Below are 23,370 nucleotides of genomic sequence, written 5' to 3'. Positions count from 1 at the left end.
CCCTCACCCTTACCCTCTCCCCGTAAAAACACGGGGAGAGGAGGATCACCGGCGTTGTAGCGCTTCCCTTCTCCCCGTCACTATACGGGAAGAAAGGTGCCGGCAGGCGGATGAGGGGCAGCGCAACCCTCAAAGACGGTCGCTTATCGCGTAAAACTCTGTGCGTTGCCGGCGTCGACGTTGATGATGTTGCCGGTCGATTTGGCCGACATATCGGAGGCGAAGAAATAGATCGCCTCGGCGATGTCTTCGGGGAACACCGACCGCTTCAGCATCGAACGCGAGCGGTAGTGCTCCTCGAGATCGTCGGTCGACATCTTGTAGGCGGCGGCGCGCTGTTCCTTCCATTCGCCGGTCCAGATCTTCGAGCCGCGCAGCACAGCGTCGGGGTTGACGACATTGACCCTGATCTGCGCTTCCGCGCCTTCCAGCGCCAGGCAGCGTGCCAGATGGATTTCGGCGGCCTTGGCAGTGCAATAGGCGGCGGCGTTTGGCGATGCGGCAAGCCCATTCTTGGAGGCGACGAAGACGACGTTGCCGCCGATCTTCTGCGCCCGAAACAGCCGGAACGCCTCCCGCGAAACCAGGAAATAGCCGGTCGACAGGATGTCCATGTTCTTGTTCCACAGCGTCAGCGTGGTGTCCTCGATCGGCGCCGAGGAGGCCAGGCCGGCATTGGAGACCAGAATATCGATGCCGCCGAATTCGACCGCCGTTTCGGCAAAGCCGGAGATCACCTGATCCTCGGACGTGACGTTGATGACTACGGGCCGCACGAAATCCTTGCCATAGGCCTTGGCAAGCTCGTCATTGGCGCTGGCAAGGGCTGCTTCGTCGATATCGGCCAGCACGACGCACGCGCCCTCGCGCAGCAGCCGGTTGGCGGTGGCCCGGCCGATACCGCCGGCGCCGCCGGTGACCAGCGCAATCTGGCCGGCAAGAGCCTTTGGTTTCGGCAGGCGCTGCAGCTTTGCCTCTTCGAGCAGCCAGTATTCGATGTCGAAGGCTTCCTGGTCGGGCAGGCCGACATAGGTCGAGACCGTCGAGGCACCGCGCATGACGTTGATGGCGTTGACGTAGAATTCGCCCGATATGCGCGCCGTCGCCTTGTCGCCGGCGAAGGTGAACATGCCAACGCCGGGCATCAGATAGACGACGGCGTTCGGATCGCGCACCGGTGGCGAATCCGCGTGCTTGCAGCGGTCATAATAGGCCTGATAGCCGACGCGATACTCCGCCACATCATCGGCAAGACGGGCAATGACGGCATCGACGTCGGGATTTTGGGGGTCGAACTCGATGACCAGCGGCCGGATCTTGGTGCGCAGGAAGTGGTCCGGGCAGGACGTGCCGAGTGCCGCCAGCGGCCGCAAATCCCTGGAATTGACGAATTCGAGCACGGCAGGGGAATCGTCGAAATGGCCGAGCTTGTGGCTGTTCTCCGAGATCAGGCCACGGATCCTCGGCATCAGTTTTGCGGCCACGGTGCGACGCGCAGGCGCATCGAGGGATTTGACGACTTCGCCGCCGAAAATCGGCTTGCCCTGGCTCTTGCGCTCGAACCAGTCGATCGCCTGGTTGATCACCGAGATCGTCGTCTCGTAGCATTCCTTCGGCGTGTCGCCCCAGCTGAACAGGCCATGACTGGCCAGTACGACACCCTTGGCTTCGGGGTTTTCGCGGCAGAATTTCTCCAGCCACAGGCCGAGCTCGAAGCCCGGCCGTTTCCATGGCAGCCAGCCGATCGTGTCGCCGAAGATCTCCTTGGTCAGCGCCTGCGAATCCTTGGCGGCGGCAATGGCGATGATGGCATCGGGATGCATATGGTCGACATAAGGCTTCGGCACGAAGGCATGCAGCGGCGTGTCGATGGAAGCCGCGCGCGGGTTGAGGTTGAAGGTGCAATGGGGCAGATAGCCGACCATCTCGTCTTCATGTTCGAGGCCGCGATAGAGACCTTTCAGCGCGCGCAATTTGTCCATGTAGAGCGTGGCGAAGCCGTCGAGCTTGATCGAGGCGCTGTCGCCGCCCGAGCCCTTGACCCACAGCACTTCCACGCTCTCGCCGGTGAGCGGATCGTTTTGCCAAATCTTGGAGGAGGTGTTGCCGCCGCCATAATTGGTGACGCGCTTGTCGGAGCCAAGAACATTCGAGCGATAGACCAGACGTTCGGGCTCGCTCATTGCTTGCGCTTTTGCGTCATTCCAAAGATTGGCGAGGCGCGTGCCGGAGCGCTTGTCGAGCATAGGTATCCTCCCTTTGGGACACGCAAACGGCGCGGGTCCCTTTTGTACGAATTTCTACGCAAGCGGCGGCCTTGTCAATCACAAACGATCAATATCAGTCATATTGCATTGCACAATGAAATTATCTGATCGGAAATGATTGACACTGCGCGCTTTGGGTGACTAGATGCTCCGGCAGGGAGGAACCATGCACGAGAAAGAGCGCCACAGGATCATTCTGTCCGCCGTCCAGGAAAAGCCTGTGGTGACGGTGCAGGAGATGGTCGACCTGACGGAGTCGTCGGAGGCGACGATCCGGCGCGACATCGCGGCATTGCATGTGCAAAAACGGCTGCGCCGGGTGCGCGGCGGCGCCGAGGCGCTTTCGCCGCCGCAGTTCATCGGCCTAGCCGGCCGGCCCTTTTCCGTCAACGAGACCATCAACGCTTCGCAGAAGCGGGCAATCGCGCGGGAAGCCGTGGATCTGTGCAAGGACGGCGAGCCGATCATCATCAATGGCGGCACCACCACCTTCCAGATGGTGCATTTCCTGACCGGCCGCCGCATGCCGATCTTCACCAATTCCTTCCCGATCGCGGAGCACTTGCTCAGGCACTCCAAGAACACGGTGATGCTGTCGGGCGGCACCATCTACCGCGAGCAGAACATCATCCTGTCGCCGTTCGACAATGACGTGACGCGCAATTTCTACGCGCGCCGCATGTTCATGGGCGCGCAAGGGCTGGGGCCGCTCGGCCTTATGGAAGGCGACCCGCTGCTGATCCAGGCCGAGCAGAAACTGATCGACCAGGCGGACGAATTGGTGGTGCTGGTCGATTCCTCGAAGTTCCGCAAACGCTCGAGCCTGATCCTGTGCGGCCTGTCGCGCATCGCCACGGTGATCACCGACGACGCCATCGAGGATCGCGAAGCCAAGATGCTGGAGACCGCCGGCGTGACGCTGATCATCGCCCGCACAACGGCAACCAACAAGGAAGAATCTTCGCTGCAGGCCTGAGAACCACTCACGCCCGCAGCGGCGATGGAATGCAACGCTCAAGGGAGGATATTCGATGAGCTTTCTGAAGAAATTGATGGTTACGGCGGCGTTCTCCGCCGCCCTGTTCGTGAATGCCGCCTACGCCGAAAACGTCAAGATCGCGCTGGTGGTGAAGTCGCTCGGCAACGGCTTCTTCGACGCCGCCAACAAGGGCGCCGAAGAGGCGGCCAAGGAGCTCGGCGATGTCGACATCATCTACACCGGCCCGACCAAGGCGACCGCCGAAGCGCAGATCGAAGTGGTCAATTCGCTGATCGCCCAGAAGGTCAATGCCATCGCCATTTCGGCGAACGACGCCGACGCGCTGGTGCCAGTGCTGAAGAAGGCGATGCAGCGCGGCATTACCGTCATCTCGTGGGATTCAGGCGTCGCGCCGGAAGGACGCCAGCTTCACCTCAACCCCTCCGATACCAACCTGATCGGTGAGACCATCATCAAGCTGGCCGCCGACTACCTGCCGGAAGGCGGCGATGTCGCCATCCTGTCGGCTTCTTCGACCGCGACCAACCAGAATGCCTGGATCGACGCGGCCAAGAAGGTGCTGCCGGAGAAGTTCCCCAAGATCAAGCTCGTCGCCACCGTCTATGGCGACGACGACTCGGCCAAGAGCACGGACGAAGCCAAGGGCCTGCTGAAGTCCTATCCGAACCTCAAGGCGATCATCGCACCGACCACGGTCGGCGTCGTTGCCGCCGCGCAGGTGGTGACCGACGAGGGCCTGATCGGCAAGGTCAACGTCACCGGCCTGGCGCTGCCGTCGGAGTTCAAAAAGTTCATCGACAATGGCGCCAGCCAGGCGGTTGCGCTGTGGAACCCGATCGATCTCGGCTACTCCGCCGTCTACCTCGCCCACGACCTGGCGGTGAAGAAGGAAGAGGCCAAGCCCGGTGCTACGCTGTCGATCGGCCGCGTCGGCAAGGTCACGCTCGACGACACCAACTCGGCTGCGATGGCTCCGCCCTTCCAGTTCGACAAGTCGAACATCGAAAAGTTCTCCAAGATCTATTGATCCTGGGACCTTCGAAACGGTGCGGCGGGGCTCAGGTTCCGCCGCGCTTTCAAACGAACCTTGCTACAGGGCTTGATACGATTATGGACACGACAGCCCAGCACGAAGTGGCACATGAAGCGCCTTTGTCATCCGGACCGCGCCTGACGCTGTCCGGCATCTCGAAAAGCTTTCCCGGCGTGCGGGCGCTGCACAATGTCGGCCTGTCGCTCTATCCCGGCCAGGTAACCGCGCTGATCGGCGAAAACGGTGCCGGCAAGTCGACGCTGGTCAAGATCATGACCGGCATCTACCAGCCGGATGCTGGCACGATCAGCATCGACGGCCAGCCGGTCACACTGCCCAGCGCCCACGCTGCGTTCGGGCACGGCATCACCGCCATCCACCAGGAAACCGTGCTGTTCGACGACCTGACGGTGGCCGAAAACATCTTCCTCGGCCATGCGCCGCGCACGCGTTTCAAAACCATCGACTGGCGCACCATGCGCAAGAATGCCCGCGAGGTGCTCGACACGATGGGCGCCGGCCATATCGACGCCGACGCCAGGCTGAAGGATCTCGGCATTGCCAACAAGCACCTGGTTGCGGTTGCCCGCGCCATGTCCATCGACGCGCGGATCGTCATCATGGACGAGCCGACGGCAGCGCTTTCGATGAAGGAGATCGAAGAGCTTTTCCTGCTGATCGAATTCCTCAAGAGCGACGGCAAGGCGATCCTGTTCATCAGCCACAAATTCGATGAGATCTACCGCATCGCCGACCGCTATACCGTGTTCCGCGACGGCGAGATGGTCGGCGAAGGCCTGATCAAGGACGCCGGCCAGAGCCAGATCGTGCGCATGATGGTCGGCCGCTCGGTCGATCACATCTTTCCGCAGCGCAAGGCCGAGATCGGCGCGCCGGTGCTGGCCGTCTCCGGCCTGTCGCACCCGACCGAGTTCGACGACATAGGCTTCGAGCTGCACAGGGGCGAAATCCTCGGCTTCTACGGCCTTGTCGGCGCCGGGCGCAGCGAGGTGATGCAGGCGATATCAGGCATCACCCGCACCAGCGGCGGCACGATCACGCTGGAGGGTAAGGCAATCGCGCCGAAATCGGCGGCGGATTCGATCTACGCCGGCATCGTCTATGTGCCGGAGGAGCGCGGCAAGCAAGGCGTGGTGATCGGCCTGCCGATCTTCCAGAATGTCTCGCTGCCCTCGCTCAAACGGACATCCAAATCCGGCATATTGCGGCTGGCCGAAGAGTTCGCGCTGGCTCGCTCCTATACCGAGCGGCTCGATCTGCGCGCCTCCTCGCTCAGCCAGGACGTCGGCACGCTGTCGGGCGGCAACCAGCAGAAGATCGTCATCGCCAAATGGCTGGCGACCGCGCCCAAGGTGATCATCCTGGACGAGCCGACCAAGGGCATCGACATCGGCTCGAAGGCGGCCGTGCACGGCTTCATGGCCGAGCTCGTCGCGCAAGGCCTGTCGGTGATCATGGTGTCGTCCGAATTGCCGGAAATCCTCGGCATGTCGGACCGCGTCGTGGTTATGCGCGAGGGCCGCATTGCCGCGGTCTACGACAATAAAGGGCTCGACGCCGAAACCTTGGTCCGGACGGCAGCGGGGATCGCGGCATGAAGGCTCTTCTCAAATACCGCGAGGTCTGGCTGCTGGCGGCAATCGTCGTGCTGATCGGGCTGATCTCCACGCGGTTTCCAGGTTTTTCCGATCCGGCCAACCTGCGCCAGGTGTTCAACGACACGTCGATCCTGATGATCCTGGCGCTCGGCCAGATGGTCGTCATCCTGACCCGCTCGATCGACCTGTCGATGGCTTCAAATCTCTGCTTCACCGGCATGGTGGTGGCAATGCTGAACGCCGCGCATCCGGCGATCCCGATCCCGCTGCTGATCGTCATCGCACTTCTGGTCGGCCTGGTGCTCGGCGCCATCAACGGCCTGCTGGTATGGCGGCTGAACATTCCCTCGATCGTGGTAACGCTCGGCACCCTCACCATCTACCGCGGTGCCACGTTCGTCATTTCAGGCGGCGCCTGGGTCAACGCCGACCAGATGAGCGCTGATTTCATCGGGTTGCAGCGCGCGGCTTTCCTCGGCATTCCGGTACTGTCGTGGATCGCCCTGCTGGTTATTGCGCTGTTCTTCCTCGTGATGACGCGCACCGCGCTCGGCCGCTCGATCTATGCCATCGGCGTCAACCCGACCGCATCGGTCTATGCCGGCATCGATGTCGGCCGGACGAAATTCACCGTCTTCTGCATTTCGGGGATGATCGGCGGCCTCTGCGGCTATCTGTGGATCTCGCGCTACGTCATCGCCTCGGTCGAGGTCGCCAACGGCTATGAGCTCAATATCATCGCTGCCTGCGTCATCGGCGGCATCTCGATCGCCGGCGGCATCGGCTCGGTCGGCGGCGCGGTGCTCGGCGCGCTGTTCCTCGGCATCATCTCCAACGCGCTGCCGGTCATCAATATCTCGCCCTTCTGGCAGATGGCGATTTCAGGCAGCGCCATCATCCTGGCCGTGGTGCTCAACGCGCGCGGCGAACGCCGGCAAGGCCGCATCATCCTCAAGAAGGCGGAAGCGGCATGACCGACACCCCTGCCCCACGCCATATTCCCGACCGGCTCGACAAGCCGCTGACGTCGGCGATCTTCTCATGGGAGGCGCTGCTGGTCGTCGTGGCGGTTGCCATCTTTGCCGTCAACAGCTTTGCCTCGCCCTATTTCCTCGACGCGTGGTCTCTGTCGGACCTGACCTTCAACTTCACGGAAAAGGCGCTGATCGCGCTGGCCATGGCGCTGCTGATCATCTCCGGCGAAATCGACCTGTCGGTGGCCGCCATCATCGCGCTGGCGTCAACAATGATGGGCATGGCGGTGCAGGCCGGCGCCGGCATGCCTGAACTGGTGGCAATCGGCCTCGTCGTCGGGCTCGGCTGCGGCGCCTTCAACGGACTGCTCGTCACCAGGCTCGGCTTGCCGTCGATCGTCGTCACCATCGGCACGATGAGCCTGTTTCGCGGCATTGCCTTCATCATCCTGGGCGACCAGGCCTACAAGGGCTATCCCGCGAGCTTCGCCTTCTTCGGCCAGGGCTATGTCTGGTGGGTGGTGTCGTTCGAACTGACGCTTTTCCTGGTCGCGGCAGTCGTCTACTGGTTCCTTCTGCACCGGACGAGCTTCGGCCGCCGGGTCTTTGCCATCGGCAACAACCCGGTCGCGGCGCAGTTTTCCGGCGTACGCGTCGGCCGTATCAAATTCATCCTGTTTTGCCTGACCGGCCTGATGGCGGGCATCGCCTCGGTGCTGATAACATCGCGGCTCGGCTCGACCCGGCCGTCCATCGCACAGGGCTACGAGCTGGAAGTCATCACCATGGTGGTGCTCGGCGGCGTCAGCATCCTGGGCGGCGCCGGCAGCATTCTGGGTGTGGTGCTGGCCGCCTTCATCATGGGACTGGTGACCTTCGGCCTCGGCCTGCTCAACGTGCCGGGGATCGTTATGTCGATCTTCATCGGCCTGCTGCTGATCATCGTTATCGCGCTGCCGATCCTGTGGCGGCGAGTGCGGCGGGAGCGCTTTGCCTGATGCCGGAGAAATACGCGTTCAAGATGAAGCTCAATCCGGGCATGAAGGCCGAATACAAGAGGCGCCACGACGACATCTGGCCGTCGCTGGTCGCGCTGCTCAAACAGGCCGGTATCTCCGATTACTCGATCCATCTCGACGAAGAGACCAACACCTTGTTCGGCGTGCTGTGGCGCCGTGACGACCACGGCATGGACGAATTGCCGAAGCATCCGGTGATGCAGCGTTGGTGGGCCGAGATGGCGGACATCATGGAGACCAAGCCGAACAACGAGCCGGTGGCGGTGCCGCTGGAAACAATGTTCCATATGGAATGACCCGCCACGTCGCCGTCATCGATATCGGCAAGACCAACGCCAAGGTGGCGCTGGTCGATCTTGCCGCAGCAAGCGAAGTCGCGCTGCGCAGGATGGTGAACGAGCCGGTTCGGCAAGGCCCGTACCCGCACCATGACGTCGAGCGGTTATGGGCGTTTATCCTTGGCAGCCTGGCCGAGATCGATCGCGAGCAGCGCATCGATGCGATATCGATCACCACCCATGGCGCTACGGGCGTGCTGGTCGACGCATCAGGCGAACTGGCGCTGCCGGTGCTCGACTACGAATTCGACGGGCCGGATGCCCTTGCCGGGGACTATGACACGATCCGTCCGGCGTTCTCCGAGACCGGCACGCCGCACCTGCCGGCCGGCCTCAATCTCGGCGCGCAGCTGTTCTGGCAGCAGAAGCGCTTTCCGGCGGATCTCGCCAGAACCGCAGCGATCCTGATGTATCCGCAATACTGGGCCTTGCGCCTGACCGGCATCGCCGCCAGCGAGGTGACTTCGCTCGGCTGCCACACCGATCTGTGGAACCCGTGGAAAGCGGATTTTTCGTCGCTGGTCGACCGGCTGGAATGGCGCCGGCTAATGGCGCCGGTGCGGCCGGCCAAGGACCGCCTGGGCCCGATCCTGCCCGCTCTCGCGCGGCAAACCGGCCTCGACCCGCAAACGCCGGTGTTTTGCGGCCTGCACGATTCCAACGCCTCGCTGATGCCGCATCTCCTGTCCGACAAGCCGCCTTTCTCCGTGGTCTCGACCGGCACCTGGGTGGTGTCGATGGCGGTTGGCGGCAACAAGATCGCGCTCGACCCGGCACGCGACACGCTGGTCAATGTCAACGCGCTCGGCGATCCCGTGCCCTCGGCGCGCTTCATGGGTGGCCGCGAGTTTTCCGTGCTGACCGAGGGCCAATCGGAGAACTGGACGGAAGACGATGTTGCCACGGTGCTGGCGCGCAAGACGTCCCTATTGCCCTCGACCCAACAGGGTTCGGGGCCGTTTCCGTATCATACCGCATCATGGCTTAACGCGGACGGTATGAGCGTCGGCCATCGCTTTGTCGCCATCTCGTTCTACCTGGCGCTGATGACCGCGACCTGCCTCGACCTGATCGGCGCGGACGGTCCCACCATCGTCGAAGGACCCTTCGCCCGCAACCGGCTGTTCACCCGCATGCTGGCTGCGGCGGCGGCGCGCGCCGTCATTGCCTCCGAGGCTGCGACAGGCACCAGCATCGGCGCCGCCTTGCTGGCGTCGGACCAGGGGACACCGCAAGGCAGAGGCGAAAGGACCGAACCGTCGGCCGATCCACTCTGGACAAGTTACGTGCGCTCCTGGCGTTCGGCGGTCGACGAACGAGCCTGACCGCCGAGCTCATGGCGCCCTGATGTCTGGAGATGCCTAGTTCCTGTAGAGCAATCCTTGCGGATCGATCTCCGGCTTGCGGCCGGCGACCACGTCAGCAAGGAATTTTCCCGAACCGCAGGCCATGGTCCAGCCGAGATGGCCGTGGCCGGTGTCGAGATAGAGATTGTCGTACCGCGCCCGTCCGATGACCGGCACGGAGTTCGGCATCATCGGGCGAAGTCCAGCCCAGAGCTCAGCCTTGCTCTCGTCGAAAGCGCCGGGGAACAGGTCCTTGCCGGTGTTCAGGATCGAGTTGAAATCGCGTGGCTTGAACGTGCGGTCGAAACCGGTGAACTCCGCCGTCGAGGACATCCGCAGCCGATTTCCCAGCCTGGAATAGCCGATCAGCCGGTCCTCGTCGGCGCCGCCCATGATCGGCCCCTTGCTTTCATCTTCCAGCGGAACAGTCACGGTATAGCCCTTCACGGGATAGACGGGCAGGTCGATGCCGTAGCGGCGGCCGAGCAGACCGCTCTCCGGCCCCATCGAGATAACCACAGCGTCGCCGATTATCGGGCCGGCCGAGGTCATCACCGCGCGCACCCGGTCGCCGTCGATGTCAAGGCCTTCAACCGTGGTGCCGTAGAGGAATTGGACGCCGAGTTTCTCGGCGGCATAGGCAGCGAGGCGCTGCGTGAATTGGCTGGAGTCGCCGGTCTGGTCGATCGGCGAATAGACGCCGCCGGCTATCTTGTCCTTGGCGCCGGCAAGGCCGGGCTCGAGCTCGACCAGCCGGTCGCGGCCGACGATCTCGATCGGCAGGCCGTGTTCGCCGAGATAGCGATAATTGTCGGTGCCGGTATCAAAGCTCTGCTGCGAGCGGAAGAAATAGAGAATTCCCTTCTTGCGCTCGTCATAGTGGATGCCGGTTTCGGCGGAGACGGCGTTGATGCAGTCGCGCGAATAGAGCGCCAGACGCAACTTGACGTCGGTGTTGGCGCGCATGCGCTTATGCGTGCACTGGCGCAGGAAGCGCAGGCTCCAGGCGAAAAAATACGGATCGAAGCGCAGCCGCACCTTGATGCCGAGATCGTGGTTGTAGAGGCCGCGCAGGAACGTCTTCAGCGCGGCTGGCGAGGCCCAGGCGGTGGCGTCTCCGGGCGACACCAGGCCGGCATTCGACCGGCTGGTGCCGCGTGCCGCCGCCGGATGGCGCTCGATCACCGTCACCTCATGGCCGTCGCTGGCCAGATAATAGGCCGCCGCCGTACCGACGACGCCGGCCCCAAGCACCAGGATTTTCATTCCGCCCCCAGCGCGCTGAACCAACCTTTGCGGAGAGCCCACTTCACCCCAGAGCCGAATTCTTGCTGGTCAGGATGCGCTCCCAGGCAAGCGCATCGGCAACGATCTGGTCGAGGTTGTCGCGCTGCGGGGTCCAGCCGAGCTCGCCGCGCGCCAGCTCCGAATTGGCGACGACCGCGGCGGCGTCGCCGGCGCGGCGATCGCCCATCCGTACCTCGAAATCATGGCCGAAGACGCGGCGGACGCTGTCGATGACCTCGAGCACCGAATAGCCGTGGCTGTAACCACAATTGGCGACCAGGCTCGATCCGCCGGCACGCAGCCGCTGAAGCGCCAGCCGATGCGCCGCCGCCAGGTCGCTGACGTGGATATAGTCGCGCATGCAGGTGCCGTCCGGCGTCGGATAGTCGGTGCCGAACACCTGCATGAAGGAGCGCTTGCCGAGCGCCGTCTCGCAAGCGACCTTGATCAGATGCGTGGCACCGGGCGTCGACTGGCCGGTGCGGCCCTTCGGATCGGCGCCGGCGACGTTGAAATAGCGCAGCGCCGTATAGCGCAACCCATGGGCAATCGCCGCGTCGCGCAGCATCCATTCGCTCATCAGCTTGGACAGGCCATAGGGCGATTCCGGCGCAAGCCGGGCATCCTCGCGCACCGGCTCCAGGCCGGCGCCGCCATAGACGGCGGCGGTCGAGGAAAAGATGAAATTGGGCACGCCTTCGCGCACAGCGGTCTCGATCAGGGTGCGCGTCTTGCAGGTGTTGTTCTCGTAATAGGCAAGCGGGTCGGCGACCGATTCGGGGACCACGATCGAGCCGGCGAAATGGATGATCGCGTCGACCTTATTGTCGCGAATGATCGAGGCGACCAGTTCCCTGTCGGCGACGTCGCCGACGACGAGCTTTGCTTCCGGGGCCACCGCCCATTCAAAGCCGGTGGAAAGCCGGTCGAGGACGACGACGTTGTCGCCCGTGTCCAGCAATTCCCAGACCATATGGCTACCGATATAGCCGGCACCGCCTGTCACCAAAACCGTCATCCGCATCCTCGCTATTCATGATTTGTCGGAACTGTCTCAATCGTCGCCTTACTGGAAAACCTGCCGCCAAGCCATTAGAACCTGCGGTAACCGGTCTCATCGGCGCGTGGCATTGTCGTGAAACAAGATTGATCCACATCAAGGGAATAGGCCACGTTCCGTGGTCGTTAGGAACAGGCTCGGGGCGTGGCATTTTGACCAAAAAGGCCAGGTGGACGATGAATGGGCCAATGACTATGATCCCGCGCAAAACTGGGAAGGCGACATGAACTATCAGCGGTTTTTCGAGGAAGCGATCGACCAGCTCCATGCGGAGCGTCGCTACCGCGTCTTCGCCGACCTTGAGCGTATTGTCGGGAAATTCCCGCGCGCCATCTGGCGCGCCAATGGCCGCGCCGAGGAAATCACCGTCTGGTGCTCCAACGACTATCTCGGCATGGGCCAGCATCCCGACGTCATTGCCGCGTTCCAGAAGGCGGCAGGCAAGATGGGGTCGGGGGCCGGCGGCACCCGCAACATCTCCGGCACCAGCAACCCGCTGGTCGAGCTCGAACTGGAGCTGGCCGACCTGCACGACAAGGAAGCCGCACTGGTTTTCACCTCCGGCTTCGTTTCCAACGAGGCGTCGATCTCGACCATTGCAAAGCTGCTTCCCAATTGCCTGATCATCTCGGACGAGCTCAACCACGCTTCGATGATCGAGGGCGTGCGGCGCTCGGGCGCCGAGAAGAAGATCTTCCGCCATAACGACGTCGCGCATCTCGAAAGCCTGCTGCAGACGGCCGGCCGCGAGCGCGCCAAGCTGATTGTCTTCGAGAGCGTCTATTCGATGGACGGCGACATCGCGCCGATCAAGCAGATCGTCGACCTCGCCGAGCGCTACAACGCCATGACCTACATCGACGAGGTCCACGCCGTCGGCATGTACGGGCCGCGCGGCGGCGGCATCACCGAGCGCGAAGGGCTGGCCGACCGCATCGACATCATCGAGGGCACACTGGCCAAGGCGTTCGGCACGCTTGGCGGCTACATCGCCGGCAACACTGCGGTGATCGACGCGGTGCGCTCCTATGCGCCGGGCTTCATCTTCACCACGGCGTTGCCGCCGGCGATCGCTGCCGCGGCAACCACCTCGATCCGCCATCTCAAGCGCTCGCAGGCCGAGCGCGACGCGCAGCTGCGTCAGGCGACACGGACCAAGCAAGTGCTGGCCGCGGCCGGCCTGCCGGTGATGGAGTCGCCTACCCACATCGTGCCCCTTCTGGTCGGCGATCCCGAGCTCTGCAAGATGGCCAGCGACCGCCTGCTCGGTGTGCACGGCATCTACATCCAGCCGATCAACTACCCGACAGTGCCGCGCGGCACCGAGCGGCTGCGCATCACGCCTACACCGTTCCATTCGGACGCGTTGATTGCGTCCCTGCAGGACGCGCTGGTCGAGACATGGGATGCGTTGGGGATTCCCTACGGTTCGGCGGGCCGACCGTCGGTCGCCAAGAGCGACCGCGTCATTCCGCTGCTGGTGCCGAAGTCGGGCGGCTGAAGGTCGCCCGCTCAGGCGAGATGCTGGCTGCTGTCCACGCCGCGACGCTCGAAGGTAACGGCATGGATCCTAGGGTCTCCGCTACGTCGCTTCGCTCCTGCTCCGCCCCAGGATGACGAACGCGTGGTGGTACAAGAACCAGTCGCGGACGTTGGAGATTGGCGGGAAGCGTCCCCTCTTTTCGTCATCCTAGGGCGGAGCGAACGCGAAGCGGAGCGCAGACCCTAGGATCCACGCCGCTACAGTGGCCGAGAAGTGCAACGATCCAGGTTGCGCACCCGTATCCGTCTCCCTCGACAAAGCTCACACACTCTTCATCCATTTCGCCAGCCGGTGTGCGGCTTCCTCGAGCTGGTCGAGACGGCGGTGGAAGCACAGCCTGAGGAAGGCTTCGCCGCCGGGGCCGAAGGCGGTGCCGGGAGCCAGGCCGACATTGGCGCGGTCGACCATGTCGAAGGCGGCAGCGCGGGAATCGGTGATGCCGTCGACCGCGAAGAATAAATAGAATGCGCCCTGCGGCACTGTGAACCGCGCCCTGCCGGTCGTAGCGAGAATGCCGCAGACCAGGTCGCGCGCCGCCCTCGCCCGCTCCACCTGCTCGACGATGAAGGCGTCGCCCACATCGAGGGCAACGACGGCGCCGCGCTGCATGAACTGCGCAACGCCGGAAGTCGAATACTGAACCAGGTTCTCGAACACCTGCTGCAAGGCGGGATGGATCTTGATCCAGCCGATGCGCCAGCCGGTCATCGCCCAGTTCTTCGAGAAGGAATTGACGAACAGGATGCGGTCCTCATCAGCCATGATGTCGATGAAGGACGCCGCCCGGCCGCGACCGTAATGAAACAGCGAATAGATCTCGTCGGCGATGATCCACAGGCCCCTTTCACGGGCAAGGTCGAGGATCGCCTGCAGCGTCTCCTTGTCGGCGGTCCAGCCGGTCGGGTTGGACGGCGTGTTGACGAACAGCGCCTTGGTCCGTGGCGTGATCGCCGCTGCGATCTTGTCGACATCGCAAGACCAGCCATTTCCAGACTGGTCGAGCGTGACCGCGACTGGAACAGCGCCCGCGACGCCGGCGGCAGCGGCGAAGTTCGGCCATGCCGGCGACAGGTAGACGAGTTCGTCGCTCTTGCCGGCCACCGCGTCGATGGCCATCTGGATGGCATGCATGCCGGAGCCGGTGACGATGAATTCCTCGTTGGCGAAGGTCTTGCCGAAATGCCTGGTGTAGTAGCGGGCGAGCGCCTGCCTGAGTTCGGGAATGCCCCGCTGCCAGGTGTAGAAGGTCTCGCCGCCGGCGAGTGCCTTGGCGGCTGCATCGGTGATGAAGGCAGGCGTCGGCAGGTCGCCCTCGCCGGCCCAGAGCGGGATCATGCCGTCGCGGCCCCGGCCACGGTTCATGACGGCGACAATGCCGCTTTCAGGCGCCGCCCGAGCCTCGGCGCGCAAGGTATCGATCAGGGTCATGGATGGGTCCGTTTTCCTTTGCTCGACTGCTAGCGTGTTTCAGGGCGGACGAAAACAGAAAACCCCGACCGCAAGCGACCGGGGTTTTGGTCCAGAAAGTTACCGCAGGCGCTACTTCCTGGCGAGGAGATCGCGAATTTCGGTGAGGAGGGCGACGTCGGCCGGCGGCGGAGCGGCCGGGGCGGCCGGTTTCTCGCGCTCCAGCCGCTGGCGCAGATTGTTCACCGCCTTGACCATCAGGAAGATGATGAAGGCGAGGATAAGGAAGTTCAGTGCCACGGTGATGAAGCTGCCATAGGCGAAGACCGCGCCCTGTTTCTTTGCCTCAGCCAGCGATGTGGCGTTAACGGCCGAGGACAAGGGCAGAAAGTAGTTGTTGAAGTCCAATCCGCCCAAAATCGCCCCGATGACCGGCATGATGATGTCGTCGACCAGCGAGGTGACGATCTTGCCGAAGGCAGCGCCAATGATGACGGCGACGGCCAGGTCCATCACATTGCCCCTGGAAATGAATTCCTGAAATTCTTTCAGCATTCGACCCTCCTTGTCCTGACCGGCCGTGCTGCCGTCCACGCCTCGGCATCGACCGGCGGGCAGAATAGCAAAAACCTGCGGTTGCGACAGGCGCAAAGACGTGTTTCCCCGGCCTGGATTGCGCGAAGCCGCGGCCATAATGCGCCGAAAGCCGCGATGGACTCGGTGGCCAAGCTGTGATTGCGTCTGCAAGGCCGGATGAAAAAATCGGCGCAGGGAGGAAGTTCGAGCCGTGCAGGGCTGGTTCATCGTCATCATCGCGATCGCCTATGTGACGTTGCTGTTTGCCATCGCCAGCCTGGGCGACCGGCGCTCGACTTCATCCGGGCCTGGCCGCGCCCGGCCCTTTATCTATGCGCTCAGCCTCGCCATCTACTGCACCTCCTGGACCTTCTTCGGCTCGGTCGGGCTGTCCTCCGAGCGCGGCCTGGAGTTCCTCGGCATCTATATCGGACCGGTGCTGGTGTTCGTGTTCGGCTTTCCGCTGCTGCAGCGCATCGTCAGGCTGGCCAAGACCGAGAAGATCACCTCGATCGCCGACTTTCTCGGTGCCCGCTACGGCAAGAGCTTCGCTGTCGCGGCGATCGCTACGCTGATCGCGACCATCGGCGCCGTGCCCTACATCGCGCTGCAATTGAAGGCGATCTCCGGCTCGGTCAGCCTGATGGTCGAGCACTATACCGGCTCGCCGCCGTCGTTCGATCCGTTCGTCAGTGACATCTCGCTGGTCGTGGCCATGCTGCTGGCGCTGTTTGCGGTGCTGTTCGGCACGCGCCATGCCGATGCCACCGAGCACCAGGACGGGCTGGTGCTGGCTGTGGCGGTCGAGACCGTGGTCAAGCTCGCCGCCTTCCTGGCGATCGGCCTGATGGTCACGTTCCTGATCTTCGGCGGGCCAGGCGATATGTTCGACCAGCTCGCCGAAAACACGCAGGTGCGCCAGGCGATGGGCTACAACACCTCGCTCGCTACCTGGCTGGTGCTGACATGCCTGAGCGGCTTTGCCATCCTCATGCTGCCGCGCCAGTTCTACGTCACCATCGTCGAAAACCGCAGCGAGGCCGAGCTGCGCACAGCGACATGGGTGTTTCCGCTCTATCTGGTGGCAATCAACCTGTTCGTGCTGCCGATCGCATTGGCCGGCCTGGAACTGGTCGGCCCCAGGACCAGCAGCGACCTTTACGTTCTGTCGCTGCCGCTGTTCAGCGGCCACGACGTGCTGGCCATGGCCGCCTTCATCGGCGGGCTGTCGGCGGCGACCGCAATGGTGATCGTCGAAAGCGTCGCGCTGTCGATCATGATCTCCAACGACCTGATCATTCCGCTGTTCGTGCGCCGGCTGCTGCGGACCACGACATCCGAGAACGAGGACTGGTCGACGCTCATCCTCAATGTACGGCGGGCGGCGATCTTCATCATGCTGTTCATCGCCTTTCTCTACTACCGCGAGAGCACCAACAGCGCGCGGCTGTCCTCGATCGGCCTGATGTCGTTCGCCGCGATCGCGCAGTTCGCGCCGGCAATGATCGGCGGCCTGGTCTGGCGCGGCGCCAACGGAAGGGGTGCCGCACTTGGCATGGTCGCCGGCATCGTCGTCTGGAGCTATACGCTGCTGCTTCCCTCGCTCGTCGCGCCCGATACCGGCATCCTCGTCCACGGCCTGTTCGGCTTCGATGCATTGCGGCCGCAGGCTCTTTTCGGCACCGTCGCCGAGCCGCTGAACCATGGCGTGCTGTGGAGCCTGTCGATCAACACGCTGTTTTTTGTGTTCGGCTCGCTGTCGCGGGCGTCGGTGCCGCTGGAACGCATCCAGGCGTCGATCTTCGTGCCGCGCGAAGCGGGTCCGCTGCCCAGCCTGCGCCGCTTCCGCACCACCATTACCGTCAACGACCTCAAGGACACGATCGCGCGCTATCTCGGTGTCGAACGCACCGAGCGGTCCTTTCAGTCGTTCGAAAAGAGCAGCGGCACTTCCCTGCTCGGCAACGAACAGGCCAGCATGGATGTCATCCGCTTCTCCGAGCAGCTTCTGGCCAGTGCCGTCGGCTCATCCTCGGCGCGGCTGATCCTGTCGCTGCTGCTGCGCCGCAACGACCGCGAATCCAAGGACGCCTTCCGCCTGCTCGACGACGCCACCGAGGCGCTGCAGCACAATCGCGATCTGCTGCAGATCGCACTCGACCAGATGGAACAGGGCATCACTGTCTTCGACCGCGATTTCCGGTTGATTTGCTGGAACCGCCAGTACCGGGCGCTGTTCGACCTGCCCGACGAAATGGGCCAGGTCGGCGTCTCACTCGATCGTATCCTGCGCCACCTTGCCGAGCGCGGTGACATACCGGCAGACCAGCGCGTCACCATGCTCAACCGCCTGACCAGCTTCGTCAGCCCATGGCAGATGGAGCTGAAGACAAGCGGGCGCATCCTGGAATTGCGCTCCAATCCGATGCCGGACGGCGGCATCGTCGCCACCTACGCCGACATTTCCGGACGCGTCGAGCAGGATCTGGCGCTGAAGCGCGCGAACGAATCCCTGGAACAGCGAGTGAAGAGCCGCACCGCCGAGCTCACCCGCGTCAATGAGGAGCTGGCGCAGGCGCAGATGCTGGCCGAGGAGGCCAATCTCGGCAAGACCCGCTTCCTCGCTGCCGCCGGCCACGACATCCTGCAGCCGCTGAACGCCGCCCGCCTCTATTGCTCGTCGCTGATCGAGAAGACCGGCAAGGGACCTGCCGGCAAGGCGGCGATGAACATCGAATCGTCGCTGGAATCGGTCGAGACCATCCTCGGCGCGGTGCTCGACATTTCGCGCCTCGATGCCGGCGCGATGAAGCCGGACGATACGAGCTTCGGCCTCGACGGGCTGCTGCGCCAGATCGGCAACGACTTCCGGCCGCTTGCCGCCGAAAAGAAGCTCGAACTCTCGATCATGCCGTCGTCGCTCAGCGTCATGACGGACCGCAATCTGCTGCGCCGGCTGATCCAGAACCTGGTTTCCAACGCCATCAAGTATACGCGCCGTGGCCGCATCCTGGTCGGCGCGCGGCGGCGCGGCGAACTGGCCGAGATCCAGGTTATCGACACCGGCATCGGCATTGCCGGCGACGAGCTGAACACCGTGTTCCGCGAATTCACCCGGCTGGACGAGGGCGCACGCGAGGCGGAAGGCCTCGGCCTTGGGCTCTCCATTGTCGACCGCATCGCCCGCGTCCTGCGCCTCGAAATCCGGATCTTCTCCAACCCAGGCAAGGGCACACGCTTTTCCGTGTTGCTGCCGGTGGTGGCCGTGCAGGCACCGCGGCGCGAGGCCGAGGCGAAGCCGCCTGCCCGTGCCGCGGCATCGCTTGCCGGGCTCCATGTGCTCTGCATCGACAACGACGCCCGCATCCTCGACGGCATGCGGCTGCTGCTCGAGGGTTGGGGCTGCAGCGTCGACACGCTTTCCGGCGCGGAGGATCTCGAGAGGTCAGGCATGCATCGGCCGGACATCGTGCTTGCCGACTATCATCTCGACGACAAGACCGGCCTCGAATTGATCGCCCAGTTGCGTGCGATCCATGGCGAGGACCTGCCGGCCGTGCTGGTCACCGCCGACCGCTCCAGCGAGGTTCGCGCCGCTGCCGGCAGGCTCGACGTGCCGGTGATCAGCAAACCACTGAAACCGGCGATGCTGCGCTCGATGATGGCCAGGGTCAGGCCGCTGGCGCCGGCGGCCGAATAGGAATCAGCCGGCCGTCTGCAGCGGGTCGCTGCCGATTTTGGACAAAAGGATCACCGCCTGAGTGCGGCTGTCGACGCCGAGCTTCTGCAGGATGGCCGAGACATGCGCTTTGATCGTCGCTTCGGAGACCCCGAGCTCATAGGCGATCTGCTTGTTGAGCAGTCCCTCAGCCAGCATGCCGAGCACGCGCGTCTGCTGTGGGGTCAGCGCCTGCAGCCGCTTGATCAGGTCGGAAATCTCGGGATCGCGCTCCACCCCGAGATCGATGCCAACGGGAGCCGCGATATCGCCGGCAAGCACCGACTGCACCGCATTGCGGATCTCCTCCATGCTGGCCGATTTGGAGATGAAGCCGGAGGCGCCGAGATCGAGCGCGCGCCGGATCGTCACCGGATCGTCATGCGCCGAGACCACCATCATCGGCACCGCCGGATGGATGCCGCGCAGCGAAATCAGGCCGGAAAGACCGCTTGCCCCCGGCATCGAGAGATCGAGCAGCACCAGATCGACATCCTCATTGGCCAGGACCAGCGCCTTGGCGCTTTCGAAATCGCCGGCCTCATGAATGGCGGCAACGTCTCCGATGCCCGCGAGTGCCTCCCTCAATGCACCGCGAAAAAGCGGATGATCGTCGGCAATGACGAATGTGTAGCCCAACGGTGATATCCCTCCCCGAATCCCATTGGCGATGTTCCGCCTTGCAGGATCTGAACGATTGTAACGCTACGCCTGCCGTCCGGCGTGGGCGGCTTGCTATTCCCGCCCCAGGTCTTTTTGCGAATTGCCTAGGTCTTTTGCGAATTGGGCTTGGCGCTGTCTTCGTCCTTGTCCATGTCCTTGACGATGTCCATGAAGCTGCGCAGGAAGCGCTCCATGTAGCCCATCGTCTTGTTGAAATCCTCCTCGCTGGGCAAAGTCGATTCGAAACGGGCGGCAAGCGAATTTTCGAGCTTGGCGACGCGTTCGTCGAGCGCCTTCACCGAACTTTGCAGCCGGTCGACCTCATCTTGTAGGGCGGCACGTTCGTCGGCCGCCGTCTTGCAGACGAGCTGGCCGGAGCGTTCCTCGCAGAGCGACATGGCGCCGGTTTGCGTATCCATGCGGACATAGCCATTGGCCGATTTCTCCAACCGGTAGCGATCGGCTTCCTCGGAAAAGGCCGACGCCGCGACAAGCGACACCAGTGCTGCGGGGATCAAGACGTGTTTCAGACGCATGTTTTCCTCCATGAGCCAGTCAGCGCAATCTATCACAGTTTGCGCCTGAAATGGGGATGAACCTGAAATGGGGAAGAACACGGGCCTGCCCTTCCCCGCGTGGTCGGTTCGGACTATAGCGCAACCATGTCCGAGATCATCTACAAGATAGTTCCCGAGGTGCTGTGGCGCGAGGCTGAAAGAGAAGGCCGCTTCACCGGCGCGCCTATCGACGTCGCCGACGGCTTCATCCATTTTTCCACCGCCGGGCAGGTTCGGGAAACGGCGGCCAAACATTTCGCCGGCCAAAGCCGGTTGCTGCTGGTCGCCGTCGATAGCGCGCGCCTCGGCGATGCGCTGAAATATGAGGTCTCGCGCGGCGGCGCCCTGTTCCCGCATCTCTATGGCGGGCTCGGCCTCGATGCGGTCGTTTCGTTGCAGGCATTGCCGCTCGGCGTTGACGGCCGGCATGAATTCCCGGCGCTGGAGGCCGAATGAGCGCGTTCGACCGGATCGGCCAGAAACTGCTGTTCACGCTCGATCCGGAAACCGCGCATGGGCTGTCGATTGCCGCGCTGAGATGCGGGCTGCCGGTCGCCGGTCGTCCGCCGCAGGACAACAGGTTAAAGGTCAGCCGTTGCGGGCTCGATTTCCCGAACCCGCTCGGCATGGCCGCGGGTTACGACAAGAATGCCGAAGTGCCGGACGCGCTGCTCGGCCTCGGCTTCGGCTTCGCCGAGGTCGGCACGATCACGCCGCTGCCGCAGACGGGCAATCCAAAGCCACGCATCTTCCGGCTGCCTTCGGAGGGGGCGGTGATCAATCGGCTGGGCTTCAACAATGAGGGCCACGCCGCCGCGGAGAAGCGCCTTGCCGCCCGCAAGGGCCGCCCCGGCATCGTCGGGATCAACATCGGCGCCAACAAGGACAGCGCCGACCGCGTCAGTGATTATGAGCGCGGCGTGATCCGGTTCGCGCGATATGCCAGCTATCTGACGATCAATATCTCCTCGCCGAACACGCCGGGCCTGCGCAACATGCAGGCGCGCGACCAGCTTGGAGAGCTCCTGTCGCGGGTCATGGCTGCGCGTGCGGCGGCACCGGCAAAACCGCCCGTCTTCCTCAAGATCGCCCCGGACCTGGTCGAGCCCGAGCTTGAGGACATCGCCGCCGAGATCACCGACAAGCAAATGGACGGCGTCATCGTCTCCAACACCACGATCGCGCGAGCCGGCCTGAGCAGCGCCGGCCTTGCCGGCGAGACCGGCGGGCTTTCGGGGAAACCCTTGTTCGAGCGCTCGACTATCGTGCTGGCAAGGATGCGAAAACTGCTTGGCCCGGATCCCACTATCATCGGCGTCGGCGGCGTCGATTCCGCCGAGACGGCGCTGGAAAAGATCCGTGCCGGCGCCGACCTCGTGCAGCTCTACACCGGCATGATCTATGCCGGGCCTGCGCTGCCGGGGCGTATTCTTTCCGGCATGGTCCGTTTCATGGACAGTCAACGGCTGAAGTCGCTGCGCGAGCTTCGCGACAGCCGCCTCGATCAATGGGCGGCGAAACCGTTTTAGCGATCAGCCAAAGACCGCGCGCACCCGCAGCCGCAATATGGCGAGCAGGCTGAAGCCGCGTACCAGCAGGAAGACATGCAACGCCGCCCACAAGCCGTGATTGCCGAAGGCCGGCGCCAGAATCAGCAGCGCGGCGCTGAACGACAGGAACGACACCAGCATCATGTTGCGCATGTCGCGCGACCACGTCGCGCCAATGAAAACCCCGTCCATCTGGAAAGCCAGCGCGCCGCTGAGCGCGGTGAACGCCGCCCAGGGCAAGTAGATGTCGGCAATGGCGCGGACGTCCGTCGCGGTCGTGATCAGGGCGACGAGATCGGTGCCCTCCAGCAGGAAGAAGAGCGTCGCCGCGCCCGCCAGCCCGAGCCCCCAAAGCAGCGTCAGCCGCACCGCCTGGTCAAACGCCGTGGCGGCACGGGCGCCTATGGCGCGCCCGGCGAGCTGTTCGGCAGCCGTGGCGAAACCATCGAGGAAATAGCCGGCAACCAGGAAGAGGTTCATCAGCACGGCGTTGGCGGCCAGCGTCAGAGTGCCGAATTGTGCGCCTTGGCGCGTGAACAGCGCGAAGGCGGCGAGCAGCGAAAAGGAGCGGATCATGATATCGCGATTGAGCGACATCATGCGCAGGAATGCCGGCAGATCGAGGACGCGGTGGCGCGGCAGCCTGGGCGCCGCCCAAAAGCGCCGGCCGACAATGGCGAGACCAAGCAGCATGGCGACGAATTCGCCGGTGACCGTTGCCCAGGCAACGCCGGCAACGCCCCAGCCGAGCTCCAGGCCAAGCAGGAAGCAGAGGGCGATGTTGATGCCGTTCAGTATCAATTGCAGCATCAGCCCGAGCCCGCCCTCGCCGCGCCCAAGCACGTAACCGAGGATGGCGTAATTGATCAGCGAGAACGGTGCTGCGAGCATCCTGATGCGGATATAGACGTCCATCGCCGCGCTGACGCGTGGTTCGGCGCCTATGAACCATTGCCCGGCGGTGGAGACCAGCGGCGCAAGCGCGGCAAGCACGACGCCGGCGACGACCGCGATCAGCACGGCGCGCCAGAACACCGCCTGCTCCTCCAGCGCATCGCCGCGCCCGAAGGCCTGGGCGACGAGGCCGGTGGTGCCGGAGCGCAGGAAGTTGAAGGTGGTGAAAACGACGTCGAAGATCAGGGCGCCGGCCGCCAGGCCGCCGAGAAGGGCGGCGTCGCCGAACTGTCCGACCACCGCCGTGTCGACAATTCCGAGCAACGGCGTCGTCAGATAGGCAAGCGTCATCGGCACGGCGATGGCGAGCACCGAGCGGTTGGTGACGACAAAGGCCCTGCCTTCGGTGGCGTGGGCTTCGGTGGGTAAAGCCTGCTCCAAACGCGTGTTGCTTTCCGTTGCGGCTTGATCGGCCAGCCGATGTGCCCCAGTTTGCGGACCTCGCGCAACCATCCACCC

General features: G+C 63.7%; 19 protein-coding genes. 11 read left to right on the top strand and 8 right to left on the bottom strand.

The window, feature by feature from the left end; genetic code table 11:
* Nucleotides 1–143: 143 nt before the first annotated feature.
* Complete coding sequence (locus NKI58_RS07215; RefSeq protein WP_352784755.1) at nucleotides 144–2,246, bottom strand: bifunctional rhamnulose-1-phosphate aldolase/short-chain dehydrogenase; 2,103 nt, start codon at nucleotides 2,244–2,246, stop codon at nucleotides 144–146.
* Between the two features lie 187 nt (nucleotides 2,247–2,433).
* On the opposite strand from NKI58_RS07215, the gene NKI58_RS07210 reads away from it, so the two are divergent.
* The 7 genes from NKI58_RS07210 (at nucleotide 2,434) to NKI58_RS07180 (ending at nucleotide 9,575) form a co-directional block, all read left to right on the top strand.
* Nucleotides 2,434–3,243 (top strand): DeoR/GlpR family DNA-binding transcription regulator, encoded by an 810-nt coding sequence (locus tag NKI58_RS07210; protein WP_023677380.1) that lies wholly within the window; start codon nucleotides 2,434–2,436, stop codon nucleotides 3,241–3,243.
* A 55-nt stretch (nucleotides 3,244–3,298) separates the two neighbouring features.
* Nucleotides 3,299–4,294 carry a rhamnose ABC transporter substrate-binding protein gene (gene rhaS / locus NKI58_RS07205; RefSeq protein WP_352684493.1) on the top strand — a complete coding sequence of 332 codons (996 nt, stop codon included), beginning with the start codon at nucleotides 3,299–3,301 and terminating at the stop codon, nucleotides 4,292–4,294.
* Between the two features lie 83 nt (nucleotides 4,295–4,377).
* Complete coding sequence (locus NKI58_RS07200; protein ID WP_023677378.1) at nucleotides 4,378–5,919, top strand: sugar ABC transporter ATP-binding protein; 1,542 nt, start codon at nucleotides 4,378–4,380, stop codon at nucleotides 5,917–5,919.
* On the top strand, nucleotides 5,916–6,893 hold the full coding sequence (locus NKI58_RS07195; protein WP_352784753.1) for an ABC transporter permease: 978 nt from the start codon (nucleotides 5,916–5,918) through the stop codon (nucleotides 6,891–6,893). Before NKI58_RS07200 ends, NKI58_RS07195 begins: the two co-directional genes overlap by 4 nt.
* The gene (locus NKI58_RS07190) at nucleotides 6,890–7,891 is read left to right on the top strand and encodes an ABC transporter permease (protein ID WP_352589179.1); all 1,002 of its coding nucleotides are present in this window, start codon (nucleotides 6,890–6,892) and stop codon (nucleotides 7,889–7,891) included. Before NKI58_RS07195 ends, NKI58_RS07190 begins: the two co-directional genes overlap by 4 nt.
* Nucleotides 7,891–8,208, top strand: coding sequence for an L-rhamnose mutarotase (gene rhaM, locus NKI58_RS07185; protein ID WP_352448660.1), 318 nt, complete (start codon nucleotides 7,891–7,893; stop codon nucleotides 8,206–8,208). Before NKI58_RS07190 ends, rhaM begins: the two co-directional genes overlap by 1 nt.
* On the top strand, nucleotides 8,205–9,575 hold the full coding sequence (locus NKI58_RS07180) for an FGGY-family carbohydrate kinase (protein ID WP_352853106.1): 1,371 nt from the start codon (nucleotides 8,205–8,207) through the stop codon (nucleotides 9,573–9,575). The genes rhaM and NKI58_RS07180 overlap by 4 nt, the downstream gene beginning before the upstream one ends.
* Nucleotides 9,576–9,611: 36 nt before the next feature.
* On the opposite strand, the gene NKI58_RS07175 is transcribed toward NKI58_RS07180, so the two are convergent.
* Together NKI58_RS07175 and galE are read right to left on the bottom strand one after the other, a co-directional pair.
* Nucleotides 9,612–10,862, bottom strand: a complete 1,251-nt coding sequence (locus NKI58_RS07175; protein ID WP_352784748.1) for a D-amino acid dehydrogenase — start codon at nucleotides 10,860–10,862, stop codon at nucleotides 9,612–9,614.
* Between the two features lie 43 nt (nucleotides 10,863–10,905).
* Complete coding sequence (galE, locus tag NKI58_RS07170) at nucleotides 10,906–11,901, bottom strand: UDP-glucose 4-epimerase GalE (protein WP_352577006.1); 996 nt, start codon at nucleotides 11,899–11,901, stop codon at nucleotides 10,906–10,908.
* Nucleotides 11,902–12,166: 265 nt separating this feature from the next.
* Between galE and hemA the strand changes: the two genes are divergently transcribed.
* Complete coding sequence (gene hemA, locus NKI58_RS07165) at nucleotides 12,167–13,444, top strand: 5-aminolevulinate synthase (RefSeq protein WP_352448656.1); 1,278 nt, start codon at nucleotides 12,167–12,169, stop codon at nucleotides 13,442–13,444.
* A gap of 303 nt (nucleotides 13,445–13,747) precedes the next feature.
* On the opposite strand, the gene NKI58_RS07160 is transcribed toward hemA, so the two are convergent.
* Together NKI58_RS07160 and mscL are read right to left on the bottom strand one after the other, a co-directional pair.
* Nucleotides 13,748–14,914: a pyridoxal phosphate-dependent aminotransferase gene (locus tag NKI58_RS07160; protein ID WP_352784742.1), complete on the bottom strand. Its 1,167-nt coding sequence runs from the start codon at nucleotides 14,912–14,914 to the stop codon at nucleotides 13,748–13,750.
* A gap of 111 nt (nucleotides 14,915–15,025) precedes the next feature.
* A complete protein-coding gene (gene mscL, locus NKI58_RS07155) occupies nucleotides 15,026–15,448 on the bottom strand; it encodes a large conductance mechanosensitive channel protein MscL (protein WP_023677369.1) in 423 nt (140 codons plus the stop codon).
* Between the two features lie 232 nt (nucleotides 15,449–15,680).
* On the opposite strand from mscL, the gene NKI58_RS07150 reads away from it, so the two are divergent.
* Entirely contained in the window at nucleotides 15,681–19,169 is a 3,489-nt protein-coding gene (locus tag NKI58_RS07150) for a PAS domain-containing hybrid sensor histidine kinase/response regulator (RefSeq protein ID WP_352784740.1), read from the top strand.
* A gap of 3 nt (nucleotides 19,170–19,172) precedes the next feature.
* On the opposite strand, the gene NKI58_RS07145 is transcribed toward NKI58_RS07150, so the two are convergent.
* Both NKI58_RS07145 and NKI58_RS07140 read right to left on the bottom strand, forming a co-directional pair.
* Nucleotides 19,173–19,835, bottom strand: coding sequence for a response regulator transcription factor (locus NKI58_RS07145; RefSeq protein WP_031211969.1), 663 nt, complete (start codon nucleotides 19,833–19,835; stop codon nucleotides 19,173–19,175).
* A gap of 119 nt (nucleotides 19,836–19,954) precedes the next feature.
* Nucleotides 19,955–20,386: a hypothetical protein gene (locus tag NKI58_RS07140; RefSeq protein ID WP_352784736.1), complete on the bottom strand. Its 432-nt coding sequence runs from the start codon at nucleotides 20,384–20,386 to the stop codon at nucleotides 19,955–19,957.
* 126 nt (nucleotides 20,387–20,512) lie between these two features.
* On the opposite strand from NKI58_RS07140, the gene NKI58_RS07135 reads away from it, so the two are divergent.
* Both NKI58_RS07135 and NKI58_RS07130 read left to right on the top strand, forming a co-directional pair.
* Nucleotides 20,513–20,863 carry a DUF952 domain-containing protein gene (locus NKI58_RS07135; protein WP_352784734.1) on the top strand — a complete coding sequence of 117 codons (351 nt, stop codon included), beginning with the start codon at nucleotides 20,513–20,515 and terminating at the stop codon, nucleotides 20,861–20,863.
* Nucleotides 20,860–21,936: a quinone-dependent dihydroorotate dehydrogenase gene (locus NKI58_RS07130; protein ID WP_352784778.1), complete on the top strand. Its 1,077-nt coding sequence runs from the start codon at nucleotides 20,860–20,862 to the stop codon at nucleotides 21,934–21,936. The genes NKI58_RS07135 and NKI58_RS07130 overlap by 4 nt, the downstream gene beginning before the upstream one ends.
* 3 nt (nucleotides 21,937–21,939) lie before the next feature.
* Here the strand turns inward: NKI58_RS07130 and NKI58_RS07125 are convergent, their stop codons facing one another.
* Nucleotides 21,940–23,364 (bottom strand): MATE family efflux transporter, encoded by a 1,425-nt coding sequence (locus NKI58_RS07125; RefSeq protein WP_352784783.1) that lies wholly within the window; start codon nucleotides 23,362–23,364, stop codon nucleotides 21,940–21,942.
* Nucleotides 23,365–23,370: the final 6 nt, after the last annotated feature.

Source organism: Mesorhizobium sp. M0522 (assembly GCF_040321085.1).
Lineage (GTDB): Bacteria > Pseudomonadota > Alphaproteobacteria > Rhizobiales > Rhizobiaceae > Mesorhizobium.
Note: the sequence above shows the minus strand (reverse complement) of the source record. Positions and strands in the feature narration are given on the sequence as shown.

Bases quoted from the DNA above. Each gene is read 5' to 3' on its own strand.
- mscL (WP_023677369.1), bottom strand. From the start codon at position 15,448: ATGCTGAAAGAATTTCAGGAATTCATTTCCAGGGGCAATGTGATGGAC.
- NKI58_RS07190 (WP_352589179.1), top strand. From the start codon at position 6,890: ATGACCGACACCCCTGCCCCACGCCATATTCCCGACCGGCTCGACAAG.
- NKI58_RS07200 (WP_023677378.1), top strand. From the start codon at position 4,378: ATGGACACGACAGCCCAGCACGAAGTGGCACATGAAGCGCCTTTGTCA.
- rhaM (WP_352448660.1), top strand. From the start codon at position 7,891: ATGCCGGAGAAATACGCGTTCAAGATGAAGCTCAATCCGGGCATGAAG.
- galE (WP_352577006.1), bottom strand. From the start codon at position 11,901: ATGACGGTTTTGGTGACAGGCGGTGCCGGCTATATCGGTAGCCATATG.
- rhaS (WP_352684493.1), top strand. From the start codon at position 3,299: ATGAGCTTTCTGAAGAAATTGATGGTTACGGCGGCGTTCTCCGCCGCC.
- NKI58_RS07160 (WP_352784742.1), bottom strand. From the start codon at position 14,914: ATGACCCTGATCGATACCTTGCGCGCCGAGGCTCGGGCGGCGCCTGAA.
- NKI58_RS07180 (WP_352853106.1), top strand. From the start codon at position 8,205: ATGACCCGCCACGTCGCCGTCATCGATATCGGCAAGACCAACGCCAAG.
- NKI58_RS07210 (WP_023677380.1), top strand. From the start codon at position 2,434: ATGCACGAGAAAGAGCGCCACAGGATCATTCTGTCCGCCGTCCAGGAA.
- NKI58_RS07125 (WP_352784783.1), bottom strand. From the start codon at position 23,364: ATGGTTGCGCGAGGTCCGCAAACTGGGGCACATCGGCTGGCCGATCAA.
- NKI58_RS07175 (WP_352784748.1), bottom strand. From the start codon at position 10,862: ATGAAAATCCTGGTGCTTGGGGCCGGCGTCGTCGGTACGGCGGCGGCC.
- NKI58_RS07140 (WP_352784736.1), bottom strand. From the start codon at position 20,386: ATGCGTCTGAAACACGTCTTGATCCCCGCAGCACTGGTGTCGCTTGTC.
- NKI58_RS07215 (WP_352784755.1), bottom strand. From the start codon at position 2,246: ATGCTCGACAAGCGCTCCGGCACGCGCCTCGCCAATCTTTGGAATGAC.
- hemA (WP_352448656.1), top strand. From the start codon at position 12,167: ATGAACTATCAGCGGTTTTTCGAGGAAGCGATCGACCAGCTCCATGCG.
- NKI58_RS07130 (WP_352784778.1), top strand. From the start codon at position 20,860: ATGAGCGCGTTCGACCGGATCGGCCAGAAACTGCTGTTCACGCTCGAT.
- NKI58_RS07195 (WP_352784753.1), top strand. From the start codon at position 5,916: ATGAAGGCTCTTCTCAAATACCGCGAGGTCTGGCTGCTGGCGGCAATC.
- NKI58_RS07135 (WP_352784734.1), top strand. From the start codon at position 20,513: ATGTCCGAGATCATCTACAAGATAGTTCCCGAGGTGCTGTGGCGCGAG.